We start from the raw sequence: 20,024 nt of genomic DNA on the forward strand, positions 1-20,024 counted from the left end.
TTATTCGGCTAACTTATATATTTCGGTTAGATTTCTTCCTAAACCATCATAGTCTAATCCGTAACCAACGATGAATTTATTTGGAATCCTGATTCCGATGTAATCTATTTTAATGTCTTTTTTATATGCTTCAGGTTTAAAAAACAAAGTCGCAATTTTAAAATGCTTTACGTTTTGTTGTTTAACCAAGTGTTTTAATTCTTCGATTGTATTTCCTGTATCTATAATATCTTCAATTATGATCACGGTTCTACCTGAAAGATCCTGATTGATTCCTATTAATTCTTTAACGGCATTTGTACTTTCTGTTCCTTCGTACGAAGCCATTTTGATAAATGAAACCTCGCATGGTTTTTTGTATTTTTTTAAAAAATCTGCAACAACCATAAATGCACCATTCAAAACGCCGATAAAAATGGGAGTATCATCTCCAAAATCATCTTCAACCTGTGCTACTATTTTGGTTAAAGCAAAATCAATTTCCTTAGCCGAAATAAACGGAACAAATTGTTTATCGTGAAGTTGTATCATTATTTTTACATTTAAAATAATGGGCAAAGATACAGAATTACAACCAAATTGTCAGTATGAAAATAGTACTGAAAAAGTTCTTTTTTGAAATGTTAAATATCAGTTAATATCTACAAATCATTTCTTACAGCCATTCGAAAATTCACTAAATTGTTGTTTTATAAAAATGTAACTCTAAAGCACCTATGAAAACTACGATACAATTATTATCTATATCATTATTAACCATAATGACAGCCTGTAACGGGCAAGTAAAAAAGGAAGAAAAAGAAGCTCTGGCAAAACAGCCTGCCAATGTTGTAAAAACTGCAATTGGCGATATTACGTTACCACCTCCTTTTGCTACCGAATCTAAAAGCAACAACAGCAAAGTTATAGGATGGCCGGAAGGAAAAACACCTACAGCACCGGAAGGTTTCAAGGTAACAAAATTTGCAGATGGTTTTGAAAATCCGCGCTGGACTTATATTGCGCCAAACGGAGATATTTTTGTAGTAGAAAGCGGAACAAGATCCAGTAAAAATCAAATTACCGTGCTTCGTGACAAAGACAAAGACGGAAAGTTTGAAACTCGTGAAGTTTTTATTAAAGATCTGAACAAACCTTTTGGAATGCTTGTTTTAAAAGACTTTTTCTATATTGCAAACACAGATGGATTATACAAATATCCGTATAAAAATAGTCCGCTGAAATTAGAAACCAAAGGTAAAAAAATTCTGGAACTTCCTGCCGGCGGTTACAACAATCACTGGACCAGAAATATAATTTCGAATACCGATGGTTCAAAAATTTATGTTTCAGTTGGTTCAGGCAGCAATGTTGCGGAACACGGAATTGATAAAGAAGTTCGCCGGGCAGATATTCTTGAAATCAATCCTGATGGAACGGGTGAAAAAATCTACGCAAGCGGACTTAGAAATCCGGTTGGTATGGATTGGAATCCAGTAACTAAGGAACTTTGGACAGCCGTGAATGAGCGTGATGAATTGGGCGACGATTTAGTTCCGGATTACATTACAAGTGTGAAAAGAGATGGTTTTTATGGATGGCCTTATTCTTATTTCGGAAATATTCTAGATCCGAGAATGAAAGGTGAACGTAAGGATCTGGCAGCAAAAGCAATTGTTCCTGATGTTCCGGTTGGTGCTCACACTGCTTCTTTGGGATTGGCTTTTTATACGAAAGATAAATTCCCTACAAAATATAAAAATGGGGCTTTCGTGGGACAGCATGGTTCGTGGAATCGTTCTGTAATTTCGGGGTATAAAGTTCTTTTTGTTCCTTTTAAAGACGGAAAACCTTCTGGAAAACCAGAGGATTTTTTAACCGGATTTATCTCTGATGCCAACAAGGCTGAAGTTTATGGACGTCCAGTGGCCGTTACGGTCATGAATGACGGATCGCTTTTAGTAAATGATGATAGTGGAAATACGATTTGGAAAGTTACTTCTAAGAAATAAATTCCAATTCTGGGCAAATAAATTTTAAACACATAGAAACACGATGTTTCTATGTGTTTAATTATGCTCAAAAACTTAACTATCCCTTTATGCTTTTAAAAAAATATTGCTTTTTCATTCTTCTTATCATAGTTTATCAAAAAACTTTTGCCCAAAAAGAAAAAAGCAAATCTACTAATGCTGTAAAAACTGAAAAACTTGAAGAAGTTATAATCAGTTCTTTTCATATTAATGACAGTCTTCAAAATGCACCGGCATCTATTGGAATTTTATCCAAAAAAGATCTTCTTCAAAATAATGCAACCGATATTAGCACTGTAATGAATACGATTCCGGGCGTTTTTATGCAGTCCTCCAACTTTACGACTACCCGAATTTCGATTCGTGGAATTGGCGCCAGAACACCTTATGGAACTAATAAAATACGAGCTTTTTACGGCAGTATTCCGCTGACTTCAGGAAATAGTGAAACGGTTATTGATGATATTGACCTAGAAAACCTCAACCAGATTGAAATTATCAAAGGCCCGCTTTCAAGTATTTACGGTTCTGGTTTGGGCGGAGCGATTTTGATTTCGCCACAGCTTTCAAAAAACAATGGACAAAATGCCGGAATAAGTTCTGTTTTTGGTTCTTTTGGATTACTGAAAAATAGTTTGAATTATAGTTTAGATGAAAAAAAATCAAGCTTTAATTTAAGCTATCACAATTTAAAAAGTGATGGCTGGCGTGATAACAGCTCTTACAAACGAGAAGGTGTTACGCTTGCCGGAGAATTATTCAGAAGACCAAACAGCAAACTGACTTATTTTTCTAACTACACGTATTTAAAAGGTTTTATTCCGAGTTCGATTAACAAAGAGGATTACGAAAACAACCCGAAATTGGGTGCTTCGACTTGGGTGGCATCAAAAGGATTTAAAGAATACAAAACGACTTTGGCCGGATTGGCTTATGATTTTAAGGTAATGGATAATCTGAACAATTCAACTTCGGTTTTCATCAATTATAAAGACAGTAACGAACCCCGACCTTTTGATATTTTGCGCCAATATACTTTTGCAACTGGTGCCAGAATGCAATTTTCAGGGAATTTTGAAATGGGAAAACTTAAAAATCAATTCGTTTTCGGAATGGAATATTTCTCCGATAATTACAACGGAAATACTTTTGAAAACCTATACAAACAAAATAACGGGCAAGGCAGTTTAGAAGGAAATCCATTGACTGAAACCGATCAGAAAAGACATTTTTACAACTTATTTTCACAAATCAGGTCGATGGTTTCTGAAAAATTGGAGCTTCAATTTGGTTTAAATTATAATGAAACGCATTTTGAACTGACAAACTTTCTTCCTCAAAAAACTTCAACTGAAAAATACAGTTATGACGGAATCTTTTCGCCACAGCTTTCTGTATTATTCAAACCAAATCAACAGCAAACGATCTATTTTTCAGCCAGCCGTGGATTTTCTTTACCGGCAACCGAAGAAACTTTAACCAGCAATGGAGCCATCAACCCGGACATCAAACCTGAAAATGGCTATAACTTTGAAGTAGGTGGAAAATTCTATTTCTTCAACAAAAATCTTTATGCAGAAATGGCTGTTTACCGAATGGAAATTAAAGATTTACTGGTTGCCAAAAGAATCGGCGATGATCAATACGAAGGCGTGAATGCAGGGAAAACATTGCATAAAGGAATTGAAATTACGTTGAAGCACAATTGGCAAATCAATAGACTTTTTAATCTCAATTCTTATATTGGAACTTCCATCGGAAAATATGAATTTCAAGAATTCGTCGACAGCGGAAATGATTATTCCGGAAATAAATTAACCGGAGTTCCTGCCAATAAAGTCAATAGCGGATTAATTTTAAATACTCGTTTTGGAATTTATTTTAATGCCGATTATCAATTTGTGGATGAAATTCCGATGAATGATGCTAATTCATCTTTCTCCGATTCCTATACTATTGTAAACTTAAAAACCGGTTATCGTTTTGAAATTCTTCATAATCTGAATACCAATTTAGCTTTTGGAATCAACAATATGACTAATGAAAAATATGCTTCTTTAATTTTGCCAAATGCACTTCCGGTTGGGACTTCATCTCCGAGATATTATTACCCAGGCCTTCCTGTTAATTATTACGGAACCATTTCATTAAATTACTTATTTTAGAGGTCTAAAATTCAAAAAGATGTCTTCAGAATTACAAAACAAATTAAACTACGTAACTGCATTTCGAGAAAATCGATTAATGTTAGCGCAGGAAATTCTGGAAAACAAAGCTCTTTTTAGCAAATTAATCAACATTTGCTTTTCGCCTTTTGATAAAAACAGTCATAAAGCTTGCTGGATTTTAGAATTTGTTTCTTATGAAGAGTTACTTTGGCTGCAACCTCATCTTGATTTTTTCTTCTGCAATTTGAAGAATTTGAAAGATGAAAGTGCCATTCGACCCGTTGCAAAAGTGACACAGCTTCTAGTAAAATCACATTATAAAAAAGACGAAAATGGCATCATTCTTTCTGAAGAAAATCTTCAGAATTGCATTGAAGCTTCCTTTGACTGGCTTATTAATGATATAAAAGTGGCCACAAAAGCTTATTCGATTAGAACTTTGTATATTTTAGGAAATCATTACGACTGGATTCATCCTGAACTAAAAATTATTTTGGATAAAGATTACGGCGATCATTCTCCCGCATATAAAGCGGTTGCACGCGAAGTTTTGAAGAAAATAAAATAGCATTTTCCTATTCAATCATTATAAAGTATCTTTGCGCATCACAAAAACACAACAATGAATTATTTTTCTTCTGATTTTAAATTAGGAATATTAGGCGGTGGGCAATTAGGCAAAATGCTATTGTCTGATACGCGAAAATTTGATATACAAACTTACGTTTTAGATCCGAGTGACGAAGCTCCGAGCAAAATTGCCTGCAACAAATTCTTTCAGGGCGATTTGATGGATTTTGACACGGTTTACAATTTTGGAAAACAAGTGGATGTTTTGACTTTCGAAATTGAATTGGTAAATCTGGAAGCTTTAACCCAATTAGAAAATGAAGGCTTAAAAGTATATCCTTCTCCAAAAACTTTAAAAGGAATTCAGAATAAAGGAATTCAAAAAGATTTTTACGATAAAAATAATATCCCAACTGCTCCTTTTGAAAGATTTAAGAACTTAGAAAGTTTAAAATCGAAGATCAGTACACTACAATTACCTTTTGTTTGGAAATGCACCGAATTTGGTTACGACGGAAATGGCGTAAAAGTAATTCGTCAAGCATCAGATTTAGACAATTTACCTAACGTAGAATGTATTGCCGAAACGATGATTCCGTTCAAAAATGAACTGGCGGTTATTGTTTGCCGAAATCCATCAGGCGAAATAAAAACCTATCCGGTTGTTGAAATGGAATTCCATCCGGAAGCCAACCAAGTAGAATATGTAATTTGTCCTGCAAGAATCGATGAAAAAGTTGCTGAAAAAGCCAGAGCAATCGCTTTGAATGTTTCGGAGAAATTCAACCACGTTGGTCTTTTGGCAGTTGAAATGTTCCAAACCAACGACGATGAAATTCTAGTAAACGAAGTTGCTCCTCGCCCACACAATTCAGGTCATTACTCAATTGAGGCAAGTTACACTTCACAATTCGAAAATCATTTACGTGCTATTTTAGATCTCCCTTTAGGAAACACAGACAGTAAAGTGGCCGGAATAATGGTAAATTTAGTAGGTGCCGAAGGATTTTCTGGAGATGTAGTTTATGAAAATATCGAAACCATTTTAGGATGGAACGGCGTTACTCCTCATATTTACGGTAAAAAACAAACGCGTCCTTTTAGAAAAATGGGGCATGTTACGATTGTCAACGAAGATATGGCGGAGGCCAGAAAAATTGCGGAAGAAGTTAAAAATACTATTAGAGTGATCAGTGGTCAGTAATTTAGTTTTCAGTCGCAGTCACTGTTTTCAGTTTCCAACAACTTGAAACTTTCAACCTGAGACGAGGCTTTAGCCGAATTGGCGAAGCAAACAAAAAACAACAAAAATAAAACACACATGAGCAAAATAGCCATCATCATGGGAAGTATCTCAGACATGCCAGTCATGCAGGATGCGATTGATATATTAAAACAATTTAATATTGAAGTTGAAGTAGATATCGTTTCGGCACACAGAACGCCGGAAAAATTATTCGATTTTAGTAAAAATGCACATACTCGCGGAATTTCGGTAATTATTGCCGGAGCTGGTGGAGCTGCGCATTTACCTGGAATGGTAGCTTCGATGTCACCGCTTCCAGTAATTGGAGTTCCTGTAAAATCAAGCAATTCAATTGATGGTTGGGATTCAGTTTTATCGATTCTGCAAATGCCGGGCGGCGTTCCGGTTGCAACTGTTGCTTTGAATGGTGCAAAAAATGCGGGAATCTTAGCTGCACAAATCATCGGAAGCCACGATAAAAAAGTACTTGATACCATTATCGCTTATAAAGAAGAATTGAAAGCTGCGGTTAGTAAAGCGGCAGAAGGATTGAATAAATAAGATTTATTCCACAGAGATACACAAAGATAAAACGCAGAGATTCACGAAGATTTTTTTTGTGAATCTCTGTGCTTTCTTAGCGAATCTCTGTGAAACAAAAATTTATAAATTACGCTTCATCTTCGACTTCTTCTAAAACAGATTCAAATTCAGATTCCCTTATGTCTTCTTTATTTATCCAATTCTCTGAAGTAACCAGATTATAATTAATGTCATCTTCTGTTGTCAATTCCCAGATAATACTTTCTGCTTCAGGAAATGGAATGTTTTGAGACATTTGATCTTCAAATAATCTTTTGATAAGATTTCTGTCAGACAAGCCATCATTCAATAATTTCAATACGTTTTCAGCTGTCAGCTTTTGTACGTCACTATCCGTTGGTTTCATATAAAAATGAACTACAGAGGCTTTTGCATTTGGAAATTTTCCGTTATAGGATTTAAAAAGCAATTGATTGACATGAAACATTGTGCCTTGCATGTGTATTTCGGGGTATTCCTCGCAAACTTTATCAATTAACATATTGTGCGATATTTGCTCGATCTGTCCTTCATTTAATTCATCCCCTAATTTATATTCCAAAACTATTGCGGCAGCTTCATTTGGTTCGTAGTCTGAAATTGCCATTTCCAGCAGTTCCGGCAAATTCTTTTTCTCAGCTATTGCCCCATCCGGATAGTTGAATTTTTCTAATAACTGAATAAAATCTTCATCAGACCAATATCCTTCTACTTCATTCACCGTATCTATATTCTTTATTACAACTTGATAATTCATACTTTTTTATTTTTTCAATTATGATTAGTAGTTTATAATACCAATCGTATTTTTTCAATTTACGCTTTTAAAACTGCCTAAAGGAATAAATAACATATCTATAACACATTTTAAGAGGATTTTATGCTGATAAACCATTTCACATAGCCTATTAGATTTTTATAAATCGCTATCTTTGGAATTCAAAAAATTGACTTCAATTAATAAAAAATAGTATATCCTAATGAGTGTTTTACTTTCAAAATTTATAACTAAACATAACACCGCCCCTTTTTCAAAAATTAAAATCGAAGAATATGTTCCTGCTTTTCAGGAAGGAATTGCTTTGGCTAAAGCCGAAATCGATGCCATCGTAAATAATCCGGAAGCACCTACTTTTGAGAATACTGTTGTGGCAATGGATTTCGCCGGTGATGTATTAGATCGTCTTTCGAGTATTTTCTTCAATTTGAATTCGGCTGAAACGAACGACGAAATGCAGAAAATTGCCCAGGAAGTTTCGCCCTTACTTTCGGAGTTTGGAAATGACATTACACTAAATGCGGCTTTATTTGCGAAAATAAAAACGGTTTACGATCAAAAAGAAACTTTCAATCTCAATTCGGAGCAAACGACACTTTTAGATAAAAAATACAAAAGTTTTTCCCGAAACGGAGCCAATTTAGCTGAAGACAAGAAAGATCAATTGCGCGAAATTGACAAAGAATTATCCCTGTTGAGTTTGCAATTTGGAGAAAATGTGCTGGCTGAAACCAATGCTTTCGAATTGCATTTAACCAACGAAAAAGATTTATCTGGTTTGCCGGAAGGAACCATTGAAGCAGCCCGATTATTAGCAAAGGAAAAAGGCAAAGAAGGCTGGATTTTCACTTTAGATCACCCAAGTTATGTTCCGTTTTTGATGTATGCAGATAACCGTGAACTGCGTAAAAAAATGGCAATTGCTTTTGGTGCAAGATCATTTCAAAATAATGAATTTGACAATCAGGAAAATGTTTTGAAAATTGCCAAATTACGTTTCGAAAGAGCGAATTTATTAGGATATAAAACACATGCGCATTTTGTCCTGGAAGAAAGAATGGCGCAAAATCCCGAGAAAGTTTTCTCTTTTTTGAATGATTTATTAGCAAAAGCAAAACCTGCGGCTCAAAAAGAATTTGCTGAACTGACCGCTTTCGCCAAAGAACTGGACGGAATTGAGCAGTTAGAAAAATGGGATGGTGCTTATTATTCTGAAAAATTAAAACAACGGCTTTTTCAGTTGGATGATGAAAAACTGAAACCTTATTTTCAATTAGAGAAAGTTTTAGAAGGTGCTTTTACTGTGGCTCATAAATTATTTGGTTTGACTTTTACAGAAGTTTTTGACATCGACAAATACCATGAAGAAGTTATGACTTATGAAATAAGAGATGAAGAGAACGAGTTGGTTTCGATTTTCTATGCCGATTTTTTCCCAAGAAAAGGAAAACGTAACGGTGCATGGATGACCTCCTTCAAATCACAATATGTAAAGGACGGCGTTAACGAAAGACCACACATTTCGAATGTTTGTAACTTTACAAAACCAACAGAAACGAAACCCTCATTACTGACTTTTAATGAAGTAACGACTTTGTTCCACGAATTTGGTCACGGTTTACACGGAATGCTGGCCAATACAACCTATCCAAGTTTATCCGGAACTTCGGTCTATTGGGATTTCGTAGAATTACCAAGTCAGATTATGGAAAACTGGTGTTACGAGCCTGAAGCGCTGGCTCTATTTGCCAATCATTACGAAACCGGAGAAATTATTCCGATGGAATATGTGCAGAAAATCAAGGAAAGTGCAAGTTTTCAGGAAGGTTTAGCAACGATGCGTCAGTTGAGTTTCGGATTACTGGATATGGCCTGGCACGGGCAAGATCCAACAAACATCACCGATTTAAAAACTTTTGAAACGGAACAGTTTGCTAACACTCAATTGTATCCGGATGTAAAAGAGAACGCCATGAGCACCGCTTTTTCGCATATTTTTCAAGGAGGTTATTCTTCCGGTTATTACAGTTACAAATGGGCAGAAGTTCTGGATGCCGATGCTTTTGAATATTTTCAGGAAAATGGCATCTTCAATAAAGAAGTAGCCACAAAATTCAAAGACAATGTACTTTCAAAAGGAGGAACAGAACATCCGATGATTTTGTACAAACGTTTTAGAGGTCAGGAACCAAAACCGGAAGCTTTATTGAAGAGAGCGGGACTTCTTTAAGATTGTTAGATTTTAGACTTTTTAGATTAGATATAAAACCGAGGTATTTTGCTTCGGTTTTTTTATTGGATTTGAATTTGAAGACTAAATTAATTTTACTTATCTTCACTAATTACCAATTTAAATCATACAATTTATTCCATGAAAAAGTATTTCAAAATAGCTCTTTATCTTTTTATTCTTGTATTAATCTTAATTTTGGGTGTAAATTCACATATAAAGTCTGCTACCCGAAAAGATATTCATCATTCACTGAGAAGATTCCCAAAGAATGATGTTGGAATTATTTTTGGTGCCGGAATTAATGGAAATCAACCCGGTAAATATTTAAAGGACAGACTGGATGCCGGAATTTTGTTATACAAAGCAAAGCGAATCAACAAGATTTTACTTTCCGGAGATAATGGCAGTGATGAATATGATGAATTGACTGTCATGAAAAATTATTGTTTTCAACATGGCGTTGACACCACTAAAATTTTTATCGATTATGCTGGTTTTGATACCTACTCTACTATGTATCGTGCCAAACATATTTTTAAAATCGAAAAAGCGACTTTAATCTCTCAAAAATATCATTTGAACCGTGCCGTTTATATTGGGCAGGAACTCGGAATAAAATCGGCAGGTTATGCTGCAAATAAAGGAGAATATAAAGGTTATAAATATGTTTGTTTCAGAGAGTATCTTTCAACTTTTAAATCTTTTCTTGATGTTTTGAGAAATCGGGAGCCTCGTTTTTTAGGAAATTCTATTGATATTAATGGGCCATCTAATTATTCCAGAGAAGATAAGCGATAATAAAAAACTAAAAGCAATATTAAAATGTATCTGGTTTTTAAAACTTATTCAGCAAATGGATAAACAATTTCAACAGCAACTACTTGACAGGACGAATCTTCTACACTAACTTCCGGAGGTCTGTATCCTGGTGGTTCTGGTTTAATTTTCACTACAATACAATTATCAGTTTGATTTCCAAACTCATAATTATAATTTAATGTTTCCGATGAATTTCCAAAAGGCTTCCCTAGAAAGCTAAATTTTGACGACTTATTTGTTTCAAAATATTTTTTTACTTTACTTACATTACAATCTGTAAATGTTATGTACAATTCAAGAAACTGACTAAATACAAATGAATTTATAAATCCAAAATCCCCGCCTTCATTGAAATTAAAATTTGGTTCACTATTAAATACAAATCCTGTAATGTCTGTTGGGGCTGGATATCCATTTTTTACTGCATCTTTTATGGGTTCACTAAACATCCAGCCAGTATTTGTCAGGATATCAAAAGGTTGCGGAGTAACTCTTAACTGTGGATTAATAACAGGATTATTAACAATTGCCTCAACAACATAGGATGTTCCTGAAAATGTTTCTTTAAAAACACTGCTGCTGGTTCCGTTTTCTAAAGTATTGGATAAAAATCGCAATGGAGGAATTATGATTTCATCTAAATCTGATAAATTTACTTTTAAAAAACCTGAGGACAATTTAACTACATTGTTATTATTAGTATACGAAATAACCGGATTTTCATTTAACTGATCAATAATGCTTTGAGGATTCTCTGGTTCAAATATCAATCCGGGAATAAACTTCGTTGTCCCTGTTAAGGAAAGTCCTTTGTTTTCATTATTAGGCCTTAATAAATTATTAATTATCACTGCTAAAGTATGAATGGCATACGCAATACTTGATGTTATTTCTCCCGCAGTTCCTGATACTTTATAAATGTTTATCATTAATTCGATCATCGCATTGGGAACTGTTTTTGGAATTTGATTATAAATAGCTGCAAATTCATCAATATGCTCATAAGGATAGGAAGGATTTTCTTTTAATTTTAAAATAAATTTAGGATTAATCCATACTGTATTTAATGCATCTGTAATTTGAATTAAGGCAATATCATTATTCGTTTCATTTAATTTACTAATGCTTTTAGGCTCAAATTGAGTTACATAAGTATTCCAAATTGGAACAAGTTGTGTGACTGTAGAGGCTACGTTAATATTTATTTTTTGTTGTGCAGCCTTGTCACTTTGAGACAATTGATATCTTAATTTCAAATAAACACTTAAGTAGCTATTTATAAACGAATCTGAAGTTAATCCTACTTGCCTTAATCCGTATTGAACTCCTTCTCCTGAAACTCTCTGGTTTAAAAAATTATTATATAAACTGGCATTTACAAATCCTTGGTTGTTTTTAAAATAAAATGAGGCTTGTCCACTGGATGATCCTATTAAAAATTGCAGCTTATCTGAATTTGGCAATTGCAAAATAATATTAGACATATATTCTGCATAGATCTGATATTCAGCATTAGTATCAGATATAGTTTCAGCAATTTTTTTATTACAGATATTCGATACAAAAGCCTCCATAAATATTCCTTTTAAGTTCTAATTAATGAACAGTTCTTTGTTAAGTTTTAAAAAGCAACAAAAACAAAGTTTAATAACAAGAAGGTTATCAATCGTCAATGATTAACAACCCTCTTCTGTTATTCTAAATCTAATAAATTAGGCAAAAGGATATTCTACTCCTACAGCAACTAATTGAGATAATGATTGATTGATACTATCGGTTCCGGGAAGATATCCTGGAGCCTGAGGTTTAACAGTAACTTTAATAGAAGTGGCTGTTTCTTCACTATAAGAATAAGTATAACTTGCAGACTGACTTGCTCCTCCTAAACGAATTCCTAAGAAATAAACTCCCGTATCAATATGCTCTTCAAAATATTTTCTAACTTGTTTGCTATCACATTTATCAAAACTGATATTGATTTCAAGAAATTGGCTAAATATTAATGAGTTAATATATCCAAAATCTGCACCCTTGTCAAAATTAAAATTCGGTTCACTGTTAAATACATATCCTGTTACACCTGATGGAGCTGGGTACCCATTTTTAATAGCATCTTTTACCGGCGAAGTTGACATCCAGCCTTGTCTGGTTGAGATATTATAAAGTAATGGACTGCTGCTCATAAGCGGACTAAGGGTTGCATTATTTACCACTATTTCTACATTAAAATCTGATCCTGAATAATCTCTTTCAAAAATACTCGTTTTTGCTCCTCCGCTTACTCCAACTGAAAAGAATGATAAAATTGGAATTGATATTCCTGCGCTTACAGACGCTTCAACATTCAATGTGGTCTCGCTGGATTTAGTAACTCTTTTTGAAATTCTGTATACTGAAGAAACAGGATAAGTACTTAGCTGCTGCACTAAAGCATTTGGTCTCGCAGGTTCAAACTTTAATCCCGGAATTGCTTTATCAGATTCTGTAATAGACATTCCGCCGTTTCCATCATCTCCTGTTGTTGGTTTTTGAATGTTATCAATAATACCTGCTAAAGTTTGGGTTGCATTGGCGATATCGGCTGTGATAGCCCCGGCTGCACCTGATTTATTAAATACCTCAATCATATAATCTCTCATTTGTTTAGAAACTGAAAGAGGTATGTTATTGTAAATAGTATTAAAATCATTTAAATGCGTATAAGGAAAAGCAGAATCTTTTTGTAAAGTTTCTTTATATTCAGGATTTAGCCAAACTGTATTTAAAGTATTGGTCATTTGAATCAAAGCTATATCAGTATTTGTTGCATTAAGCTTTTTGACATCTTTTGGCTCAATTGCTTCAAACCAGGCATTCCAAACTGGAATAAGTGCTCTAACTGTTGAAGCAACATCTGAATTCACTCTTTGCTGTGTAGCTTTGTCATTTGGCGATAATTGGTATCTCAATTTTGTATAAACACTAAGGTAACTGTTCGTAAATGCATCTTGTGTAAGTGCAACCTGATCAACACCGTTAATTGTTCCTTCACCTTCAATTCTTTGGTTCAGTAAATTATTATACAAAGTTGAGTTAACAGCACTCGTTGTGTCATCTAAAAAATAGAATGATGCTTGTGCGCTTGAAGTATTGGTTAATAATTTCAACTTGCCCGGATTTGGTAGCTGTTTAATAATATTAGACATATATTCAGCATAAACATCATATTCTGCTGGTGTGCCAATAGTTTTTACAGTTGCATTTTCTTGTAAAATTTCTTGTAAAGTTTCCATGATAAAGTATTTTTTGGGTCCTTACTCATAAGGCTTTTCAGGTTACGCCTTCGCTTTTAGACTGTGCGAAACAGTTCGTTTTTTTCAGTGGGTTCTGCTCCACTAAGCTGATTTACAATTTTTTAGTTAAACTTGAAATTTATCATACATTTCTTTAATCAATCAAAATATTTTTGGATTCAATCACATTACCAATCTGCAGTACCGGCTCATGATTTCTTTTTTATAATTAAACAGATAATTTTTAGGATATGCCTTCTAATCCTGCATTGCCTAAAAACAATCCAGCCATTACTTTAATGATTAAATCAAGTTATTCTTTTTTATCTCAATCAAAATTATACCTGATAATCAGATCCTTATAAAAAAATGTCATAAAATGAAGATTCTTTGGCATGAGAGATAAAATCACTCACATAAGATTATTATTATAAAAAATCATTTCATTTATAATAAACTTTCATTTATTTTTGAAAGTTTAAAAACTTTTACTTACATTTGATCTATGGAATTCAAAGAAGCAAAAAATAAGTTTGTACAAACATGGGGAGCGTTAGGTTCTCAATGGGGAATTAATAAAACCATGGCGCAAATTCATGCTTTATTAATGATCTCAAACGAACCTGTTTCGATGGAAGACATTATGGAAGAATTGCAGATTTCGCGCGGAAACGCCAGTATGAACCTGAGAGCTTTAATAGATTGGGGAATTGTTTACAAAGAATACAAAGCCGGAGAACGAAGAGAGTTTTTTACTGCCGAAAAAGATCTGGACGAACTGGCTGTGAAAATTGCCAGAGAAAGAAGTAAAAGAGAAATTAAACCTGCGCTTAAAATCTTGAAAGAAGTTTCGACTATCGAAGCAAAAGATGCTGCAGAAGAAAAACACTTTATTGATCAGACTTCTAAATTGTATGATTTTGTTTTAAAAGCTGATAATATGTTAGACAAAATGACTGAATTCAACGAAAACTGGCTAGGCCGTTTGGTTTTGAAAATCATGAAGTAAATCTTAACCTCAAAAAAATTTAATCAAAACTTTCATTTTTTTCTGAAAGTTTAAAATAATCAATAACTATGAAAGCCTTAAAGAAAATCAACACATTCGCGATTGCTCTTCCTTTCACAATTTTACTGAGTGCTATTATATTTGGAGAAGGTGCTATAATATTAGCTTTACTATCAACAATGATTACTGGTTTTCTTCAATTTTCAATAGGAGTTAAAATGCTTGTTGATAATCCAAAAGACAAAAATCTTATTACTTACATAACTTTTGTTGCACTATTTTTTATCCTTTGGTTTTTTAATGCTTTTATTGGTTATAACAACATACTCACTTACAGTATAATTCCGACTCCATTTTTTCTTGCTATCTACATCTCAGTAATAATCTATAAAAAAAATTGACCACATGAACTTCTTAAAAGCAGAATGGAAAAACTTAGCACTTTTCAATTACGAAGTCGATGCTGAAATCTTAGAAAAATATCTTCCGGCAGGAACAGAAATAGATATTTGGGACAACAAATGTTATGTAAGCTTAGTGGGCTTTATGTTTAAAAACACCAAAGTTCTTGGAATTAAAGTTCCGTTTCATGTCGATTTTGAAGAAGTCAATTTGAGATTTTACGTAAAACGTTTTGAAAATGATGAATGGAAACGCGGTGTAGTTTTCATAAAAGAAATTGTTCCAAAAAAAGCCATTACTTTTATTGCCAATACTTGGTATCAGGAGCATTATGAAACTCAAAAAATGAGACATGAAATTATCGAAAATAAAAACACCAATATATTTATTTATCAATGGAAGAATGACAAAAAATGGAATACCATTCAATTAGAAACTACAAATGTTCTAAAAGAAATTGAAGTCGATTCTGAAGCTGATTTCATTACGGAACATTATTTTGGATATACTAAAATTGACGAAGAAACAGCTTTTGAGTATGAAGTTCAACATCCGAGATGGGAACAACTTGAAGTTCTAAATCATAAAATTGATATTGATTTCAAAAAAATATATGGAGAAGGTTTTGAATTTTTACAAAATACAAATCCAACTTCCGTTATCCTGGTTAAAGGTTCTGTAATTAGCGTTAGAAACAAACGAAAACTGAAACTAAAACCAATTTTATAAGAGATTGTAAATTAACACTTTACAACAATTACTAATTAACAAAATGAGGTATTATGAAAACGCTCGAAAACCAAACTTTACTTTATGATGAAGATTGTCCGCTTTGTAGTTTGTACACAACCGGATTTGTAAAAAGTGGTATGTTAGATGAAAACGGAAGAAAATCTTATTGTCAATTATCTGCCGAAGAACAACGTTTTGTGGACTTACAACGTGCACCAAATGAAATTGCCTTAATTGACAATACAACCAAAACCGTTATATACGGAATTGACAGTTTAATAAAAGTAGTAGGATTTTCTTTTCCTATAATTGAAAAAATAGCAATAATAAAACCCTTTCATTTTATCCTGAAAAAAATGTATTCTTTTATTTCATACAATAGAAAAGTAATTATCCAGGAAATGTAAAAGAAGAAAACAAATTGCAATGTACACCTGATTTCAATCATAAATACAGATTCCTTTTTATCGGATTTGCTTTGACGGTAACGAGTTTTACTTTATTTGAGTATTCTAATTTGATTCAGACTTTACCAAAATCAAATATTACGCGAGAAATTGTTTTAGCTTTAGGACAAATATTATTTCAAATATTATTTATTTTAAAATTAGACAGAAAAACAATCATCAACTATGCAGGAAATCTAATGACGGTTTCTATAATGGGATCTTTAATTTTGATACCGATTTTAATTCTCAATAAGTACATGAGTCTTCCTCAAACATTTGTACTAGGTTGGTTTGGCTTAACCGTTTTCATTATGTTTACAGAGCATTTTAGAAGAATTAAAGTGTTACAACTTCCTTTTTATCTTTGTTTAACCTGGATACTTTACAGAATTATTGCACTACTGTTAATTTTAAATTTCTAAAATGAAAAAACTCATCATCGCAGCCGGGACTGGTTTTTTAGGACAGGTCTTAGTCAATCATTTCAAAAATAAATTTGAAGAAATTGTAATTCTGACAAGAGGAAATTCAAAAACAATTGACGGAATTAAATATGTAAACTGGAATGCCAGAACGTTTTCTGGCTGGGAGAAAGAATTGGAAAACGCAACCGTCTTAATCAATCTCGCCGGAAAATCTGTGGATTGCCGTTATACTAAAGAAAATAAAAAAAACATTTTGTTGTCCAGAATTGAAAGTACAAAGATTTTAAACAAAGCGGTTTTAAATTGCAAAAATCCGCCAAAACATTGGCTGAATTCATCAACAGCAACCATTTATCGTTTTTCTTTGGATAAACAAATGGATGAAATTAATGGTGAAATTGGAAATGACTTTTCTATAAATGTGGCGCTTTCGTGGGAAAAAGCATTTTTTAAAACTGAAACGCCAAATACCTTAAAAACTGCCTTAAGAACTTCAATTGTTCTGGGTAAAAACGGCGGGGCTTTTATTCCGCTGAAGACGTTGTCAAAAACTGGCTTTGGAGGAAAACAAGGAAAAGGAAATCAATTTGTCAGCTGGATTCACGAAGAGGATTTTGCCAATGCGGTCGATTTTATCATCCAAAAAGAAATTATAGGATTTGTAAATGTTGTTTCTCCAAAACCGATTCCGAACTCAGATTTTATGAAAAAGCTTCGAAAAGCAACGCGCTTTCCTTTCGGGATTCCGATGAATACTTTTCTGTTAAAAATTGGCTCTTATATCATTCGAACTGAAGCCGAATTGGTTTTGAAAAGTCGAAATGTGATTCCGAAAAGACTTTTGGAGAATGGTTTTCAATTTAAGTTTGGAAATATTGATGATGCTTTTCAAAATTTATTGAACAAATGACAACCATAAACCTAACAACAAAAATAAAAGCTTCTCAAAAAACCGTTTCGATGCTTCAAGAAATATTGATATTCATCAGCAATCTGCCAGCAAATCAAACGAAACTGCAATCGACGGCGTGACTTCAGGCTTAATCAATTTAAACGAAACTGTAACTTGGCGTGGGAAACATTTTGGATTTTATCTCACACATAAAAGCCGAATTACTGCAATGGTTTTGTATGACTATTTTCTGGATGAAATGGAAGAAGGGAAATTTAAAACTTTCAAACACAAACATTATTTTGAAGAAAAAAACGGAATTACCATAATGACAGATAAACTGCAATATGAAATTCCGTTTGGCATTATTGGGAAATTATTCGACACTTTGTTTTTAAAAAATCATATGGTTAATTTCCTTTTAGAGAGAAATAAAATTCTCAAAGAAGTTTCAGAGGATAATACAATCATTTGATAATTAAAATTGCTTTAAAGAACCATTATCATAGAGTCAGTCAAACAAAAAAGATCATCTTTTTCAGATGATCTTTTACATAAACAAAACTCTTATTTACAACTCCATTCCCCAAAATAGAATTTTAATTAAGAATTTTACATTATACTAATTTAATTCTTCCTGCAAATTTTTGGTTGCAGCAACCGGTACATTTTCAACCTGGTGTTGGTAGTAAGAAAAGCCTCCTTTACCGTTCCATGCGTTGTCGATTGCTAAGTGAGCATCAAATTCAGCTAGAAAAGATCCAATAGCTGGTGGAGGAACTGAATGGACATATTCTCCGTGAAGACTAACTACTTTTGTTACGCTTCCAAACCCGGTTGCATATATTTTCCCTTTTACCGGAACTACAATGTGACTATCAGGACCTTGTATAGCCTGAGTAATTACTACTGTACCGGAAACTGAATTTTGTGATGGTACAACTATTAAACTAAAATTTGCGATTGGAGCACCTGGCGTTCCAACATTTCCGATTGTGCCTTTTGCTAAATAAGCACCTGCTAATAAATCTGACATGACTTTTTAATTTACATTTTCTTCTTACTCATAAGGCTTTTCAGAACCGCCTCGTTTTTTTAAGTGGGTTCTGCTCCACTTATTTGCCTCATTATTTCTATATCTCAGATAGAAATAATATTTATTTTCTATATCAAAGTTAAATCAGAAATAGAGCTATAAATAAAAAAATGGTATGGGATGAAGATTCTTAGGTGTGAGAAAGACAAAATAGTGCTATAGATTAGTTTTGTATTTTTTTATAACCTGATAATCAATAATTCTTTTGAAATGAATTTTCTCTTTTTAAGGTTTGGTGAGGGATAAGAGCGGATAGCCCACAGCCTGAAGAAGGAAGAGCTAGGACTTGGAGCGGATAGCCAGACCCGGAGGGACACGCCCTAAATAAAATGCTATTGCAGATAAATTTAAGAAAATCGGATATCATTACATCGGATTTTTTATTCAGATTCTACAGAAAAACAATCATCAGCCACCAAAGAATCGGTACACTTTCGACCCAAAAAGAAGTATAATATTTAGATCGGTTTGGATTGGCGAAAAGAATAAACAACATTAGCATGATTACCATAATAAGATTAATTATAAGCTCATGAAGACTAAAAGTCCATATCCCAACAATCCAAAACGGAATCATAAGTGAAAAACCTAAAATTTTAGTACGCCTCACACCTATTGTTTGAGGAACAGTTTTTAAATGCGGATCATCATTGGCCAGATCCAAAATCTCAAATACCAAAATCAGAACAAAAACCAATATAAACCGCTGAATACATTTTATAAAGAAGTTAGGATCAAATGCAACTTCAGCATTTATTATCGGTAAAACCAATGTTGCTCCCACCCAGCAAAGTGCTACAATATAAATTTTTACTCCAGCCCAGTTTCTGGCATTTTTACGATTTGGAAAAAAAGGAAGGGTGTAAAGTGCTGTTATGACAAAAATCCCGACAGAGACAATTTGTGTAATTCGTTTAAGATGAAAAAAATAATAACCCACTAAAATCACCGAAACAAAACTTAATATAGCAATAATTTTTAACTGAATCCCAACCGGCTTTCTCTTGACCCTGACCAAGGCGTCATATTTAACAAAATTATACCCCACAATTGTTCCGAAAAAAACAAAAAAAGCCATTGGTTCATCGTACTCAATATGAAACACATGAAATGTAATCCGAACCAGAGCATAACACGATAAAGCCACGTGAATACTACTATTGAGATAAAAATCGAATATATGTTTCAACAGTTTCATGCTTTATATCTAATCAATTGTTAACAAATCAACTCGTTAGTTGAAAAATTCATAAAAATTGAAGTTAAAAATACCCATTAAATTATTAATAATACTTAATTTTGCGCCACAAAAAAACAACACATTTACCATTAAATGTAA

20 protein-coding genes are annotated in these 20,024 nt (G+C 33.3%); 14 read left to right on the forward strand and 6 right to left on the reverse strand.

Translation table 11 applies throughout. The features are described from left to right. A complete protein-coding gene (gene hpt / locus ACEN2I_RS05255) occupies positions 1-531 on the reverse strand; it encodes a hypoxanthine phosphoribosyltransferase (protein WP_441765038.1) in 531 nt (176 codons plus the stop codon). A gap of 185 nt (positions 532-716) precedes the next feature. On the opposite strand from hpt, the gene ACEN2I_RS05260 reads away from it, so the two are divergent. The 5 genes from ACEN2I_RS05260 to purE all read left to right on the forward strand — a co-directional run bounded on the left by ACEN2I_RS05260 (position 717) and on the right by purE (position 6,557). Then, a complete protein-coding gene (locus ACEN2I_RS05260; RefSeq protein ID WP_441765039.1) occupies positions 717-1,991 on the forward strand; it encodes a PQQ-dependent sugar dehydrogenase in 1,275 nt (424 codons plus the stop codon). An 89-nt stretch (positions 1,992-2,080) separates the two neighbouring features. After that, entirely contained in the window at positions 2,081-4,177 is a 2,097-nt protein-coding gene (locus tag ACEN2I_RS05265; protein ID WP_441765040.1) for a TonB-dependent receptor, read from the forward strand. 19 nt (positions 4,178-4,196) lie between these two features. Next, positions 4,197-4,748, forward strand: coding sequence for a hypothetical protein (locus ACEN2I_RS05270; protein ID WP_441765041.1), 552 nt, complete (start codon positions 4,197-4,199; stop codon positions 4,746-4,748). Between the two features lie 54 nt (positions 4,749-4,802). Next, positions 4,803-5,954 (forward strand): 5-(carboxyamino)imidazole ribonucleotide synthase, encoded by a 1,152-nt coding sequence (locus ACEN2I_RS05275; RefSeq protein WP_441765042.1) that lies wholly within the window; start codon positions 4,803-4,805, stop codon positions 5,952-5,954. A 117-nt stretch (positions 5,955-6,071) separates the two neighbouring features. Then, entirely contained in the window at positions 6,072-6,557 is a 486-nt protein-coding gene (gene purE, locus ACEN2I_RS05280) for a 5-(carboxyamino)imidazole ribonucleotide mutase (protein WP_441765043.1), read from the forward strand. Between the two features lie 109 nt (positions 6,558-6,666). Here the strand turns inward: purE and ACEN2I_RS05285 are convergent, their stop codons facing one another. Beyond that, on the reverse strand, positions 6,667-7,335 hold the full coding sequence (locus ACEN2I_RS05285) for a hypothetical protein (RefSeq protein WP_441765044.1): 669 nt from the start codon (positions 7,333-7,335) through the stop codon (positions 6,667-6,669). A 223-nt stretch (positions 7,336-7,558) separates the two neighbouring features. Here ACEN2I_RS05285 and ACEN2I_RS05290 point away from each other — a divergent pair, with 223 nt between their 5' ends. Next, on the forward strand, positions 7,559-9,586 hold the full coding sequence (locus ACEN2I_RS05290; protein WP_441765045.1) for a M3 family metallopeptidase: 2,028 nt from the start codon (positions 7,559-7,561) through the stop codon (positions 9,584-9,586). Positions 9,587-9,727: 141 nt separating this feature from the next. Next, entirely contained in the window at positions 9,728-10,387 is a 660-nt protein-coding gene (locus ACEN2I_RS05295) for a SanA/YdcF family protein (protein ID WP_441765046.1), read from the forward strand. Between the two features lie 44 nt (positions 10,388-10,431). On the opposite strand, the gene ACEN2I_RS05300 is transcribed toward ACEN2I_RS05295, so the two are convergent. After that, positions 10,432-11,982: a hypothetical protein gene (locus ACEN2I_RS05300; RefSeq protein ID WP_441765047.1), complete on the reverse strand. Its 1,551-nt coding sequence runs from the start codon at positions 11,980-11,982 to the stop codon at positions 10,432-10,434. A gap of 138 nt (positions 11,983-12,120) precedes the next feature. Next, positions 12,121-13,680 carry a hypothetical protein gene (locus tag ACEN2I_RS05305; RefSeq protein WP_441765048.1) on the reverse strand — a complete coding sequence of 520 codons (1,560 nt, stop codon included), beginning with the start codon at positions 13,678-13,680 and terminating at the stop codon, positions 12,121-12,123. 505 nt (positions 13,681-14,185) lie between these two features. On the opposite strand from ACEN2I_RS05305, the gene ACEN2I_RS05310 reads away from it, so the two are divergent. From ACEN2I_RS05310 to ACEN2I_RS05340, 7 genes are all read left to right on the forward strand, one after another. Beyond that, complete coding sequence (locus ACEN2I_RS05310) at positions 14,186-14,689, forward strand: GbsR/MarR family transcriptional regulator (RefSeq protein ID WP_441765049.1); 504 nt, start codon at positions 14,186-14,188, stop codon at positions 14,687-14,689. Between the two features lie 68 nt (positions 14,690-14,757). Next, positions 14,758-15,090 carry a hypothetical protein gene (locus ACEN2I_RS05315; RefSeq protein ID WP_441765050.1) on the forward strand — a complete coding sequence of 111 codons (333 nt, stop codon included), beginning with the start codon at positions 14,758-14,760 and terminating at the stop codon, positions 15,088-15,090. A gap of 4 nt (positions 15,091-15,094) precedes the next feature. Further along, positions 15,095-15,820, forward strand: a complete 726-nt coding sequence (locus ACEN2I_RS05320) for a YqjF family protein (RefSeq protein WP_441765051.1) — start codon at positions 15,095-15,097, stop codon at positions 15,818-15,820. Between the two features lie 53 nt (positions 15,821-15,873). Next, a complete protein-coding gene (locus ACEN2I_RS05325; RefSeq protein ID WP_441765052.1) occupies positions 15,874-16,230 on the forward strand; it encodes a hypothetical protein in 357 nt (118 codons plus the stop codon). A 14-nt stretch (positions 16,231-16,244) separates the two neighbouring features. Beyond that, positions 16,245-16,694 (forward strand): hypothetical protein, encoded by a 450-nt coding sequence (locus ACEN2I_RS05330; RefSeq protein ID WP_441765053.1) that lies wholly within the window; start codon positions 16,245-16,247, stop codon positions 16,692-16,694. A 1-nt stretch (position 16,695) separates the two neighbouring features. Beyond that, complete coding sequence (locus ACEN2I_RS05335; RefSeq protein WP_441765054.1) at positions 16,696-17,607, forward strand: TIGR01777 family oxidoreductase; 912 nt, start codon at positions 16,696-16,698, stop codon at positions 17,605-17,607. A 118-nt stretch (positions 17,608-17,725) separates the two neighbouring features. Beyond that, a complete protein-coding gene (locus ACEN2I_RS05340; protein WP_441765055.1) occupies positions 17,726-18,064 on the forward strand; it encodes an SRPBCC family protein in 339 nt (112 codons plus the stop codon). Positions 18,065-18,211: 147 nt separating this feature from the next. Here the strand turns inward: ACEN2I_RS05340 and ACEN2I_RS05345 are convergent, their stop codons facing one another. Next, on the reverse strand, positions 18,212-18,625 hold the full coding sequence (locus ACEN2I_RS05345) for a DUF1842 domain-containing protein (RefSeq protein WP_441765056.1): 414 nt from the start codon (positions 18,623-18,625) through the stop codon (positions 18,212-18,214). Between the two features lie 451 nt (positions 18,626-19,076). Further along, positions 19,077-19,883 carry a hypothetical protein gene (locus ACEN2I_RS05350; protein WP_441765057.1) on the reverse strand — a complete coding sequence of 269 codons (807 nt, stop codon included), beginning with the start codon at positions 19,881-19,883 and terminating at the stop codon, positions 19,077-19,079. Between the last annotated feature and the right edge of the window lie 141 nt (positions 19,884-20,024).

This window comes from Flavobacterium sp. W22_SRS_FK3, assembly GCF_052113665.1.
Classification (GTDB): Bacteria; Bacteroidota; Bacteroidia; order Flavobacteriales; family Flavobacteriaceae; genus Flavobacterium.

Bases quoted from the DNA above. Each gene is read 5' to 3' on its own strand.
- hpt (WP_441765038.1), bottom strand. From the start codon at position 531: ATGATACAACTTCACGATAAACAATTTGTTCCGTTTATTTCGGCTAAG.
- ACEN2I_RS05260 (WP_441765039.1), top strand. From the start codon at position 717: ATGAAAACTACGATACAATTATTATCTATATCATTATTAACCATAATG.
- ACEN2I_RS05265 (WP_441765040.1), top strand. From the start codon at position 2,081: ATGCTTTTAAAAAAATATTGCTTTTTCATTCTTCTTATCATAGTTTAT.
- ACEN2I_RS05270 (WP_441765041.1), top strand. From the start codon at position 4,197: ATGTCTTCAGAATTACAAAACAAATTAAACTACGTAACTGCATTTCGA.
- ACEN2I_RS05275 (WP_441765042.1), top strand. From the start codon at position 4,803: ATGAATTATTTTTCTTCTGATTTTAAATTAGGAATATTAGGCGGTGGG.
- purE (WP_441765043.1), top strand. From the start codon at position 6,072: ATGAGCAAAATAGCCATCATCATGGGAAGTATCTCAGACATGCCAGTC.
- ACEN2I_RS05285 (WP_441765044.1), bottom strand. From the start codon at position 7,335: ATGAATTATCAAGTTGTAATAAAGAATATAGATACGGTGAATGAAGTA.
- ACEN2I_RS05290 (WP_441765045.1), top strand. From the start codon at position 7,559: ATGAGTGTTTTACTTTCAAAATTTATAACTAAACATAACACCGCCCCT.
- ACEN2I_RS05295 (WP_441765046.1), top strand. From the start codon at position 9,728: ATGAAAAAGTATTTCAAAATAGCTCTTTATCTTTTTATTCTTGTATTA.
- ACEN2I_RS05300 (WP_441765047.1), bottom strand. From the start codon at position 11,982: ATGGAGGCTTTTGTATCGAATATCTGTAATAAAAAAATTGCTGAAACT.
- ACEN2I_RS05305 (WP_441765048.1), bottom strand. From the start codon at position 13,680: ATGGAAACTTTACAAGAAATTTTACAAGAAAATGCAACTGTAAAAACT.
- ACEN2I_RS05310 (WP_441765049.1), top strand. From the start codon at position 14,186: ATGGAATTCAAAGAAGCAAAAAATAAGTTTGTACAAACATGGGGAGCG.
- ACEN2I_RS05315 (WP_441765050.1), top strand. From the start codon at position 14,758: ATGAAAGCCTTAAAGAAAATCAACACATTCGCGATTGCTCTTCCTTTC.
- ACEN2I_RS05320 (WP_441765051.1), top strand. From the start codon at position 15,095: ATGAACTTCTTAAAAGCAGAATGGAAAAACTTAGCACTTTTCAATTAC.
- ACEN2I_RS05325 (WP_441765052.1), top strand. From the start codon at position 15,874: ATGAAAACGCTCGAAAACCAAACTTTACTTTATGATGAAGATTGTCCG.
- ACEN2I_RS05335 (WP_441765054.1), top strand. From the start codon at position 16,696: ATGAAAAAACTCATCATCGCAGCCGGGACTGGTTTTTTAGGACAGGTC.
- ACEN2I_RS05345 (WP_441765056.1), bottom strand. From the start codon at position 18,625: ATGTCAGATTTATTAGCAGGTGCTTATTTAGCAAAAGGCACAATCGGA.
- ACEN2I_RS05350 (WP_441765057.1), bottom strand. From the start codon at position 19,883: ATGAAACTGTTGAAACATATATTCGATTTTTATCTCAATAGTAGTATT.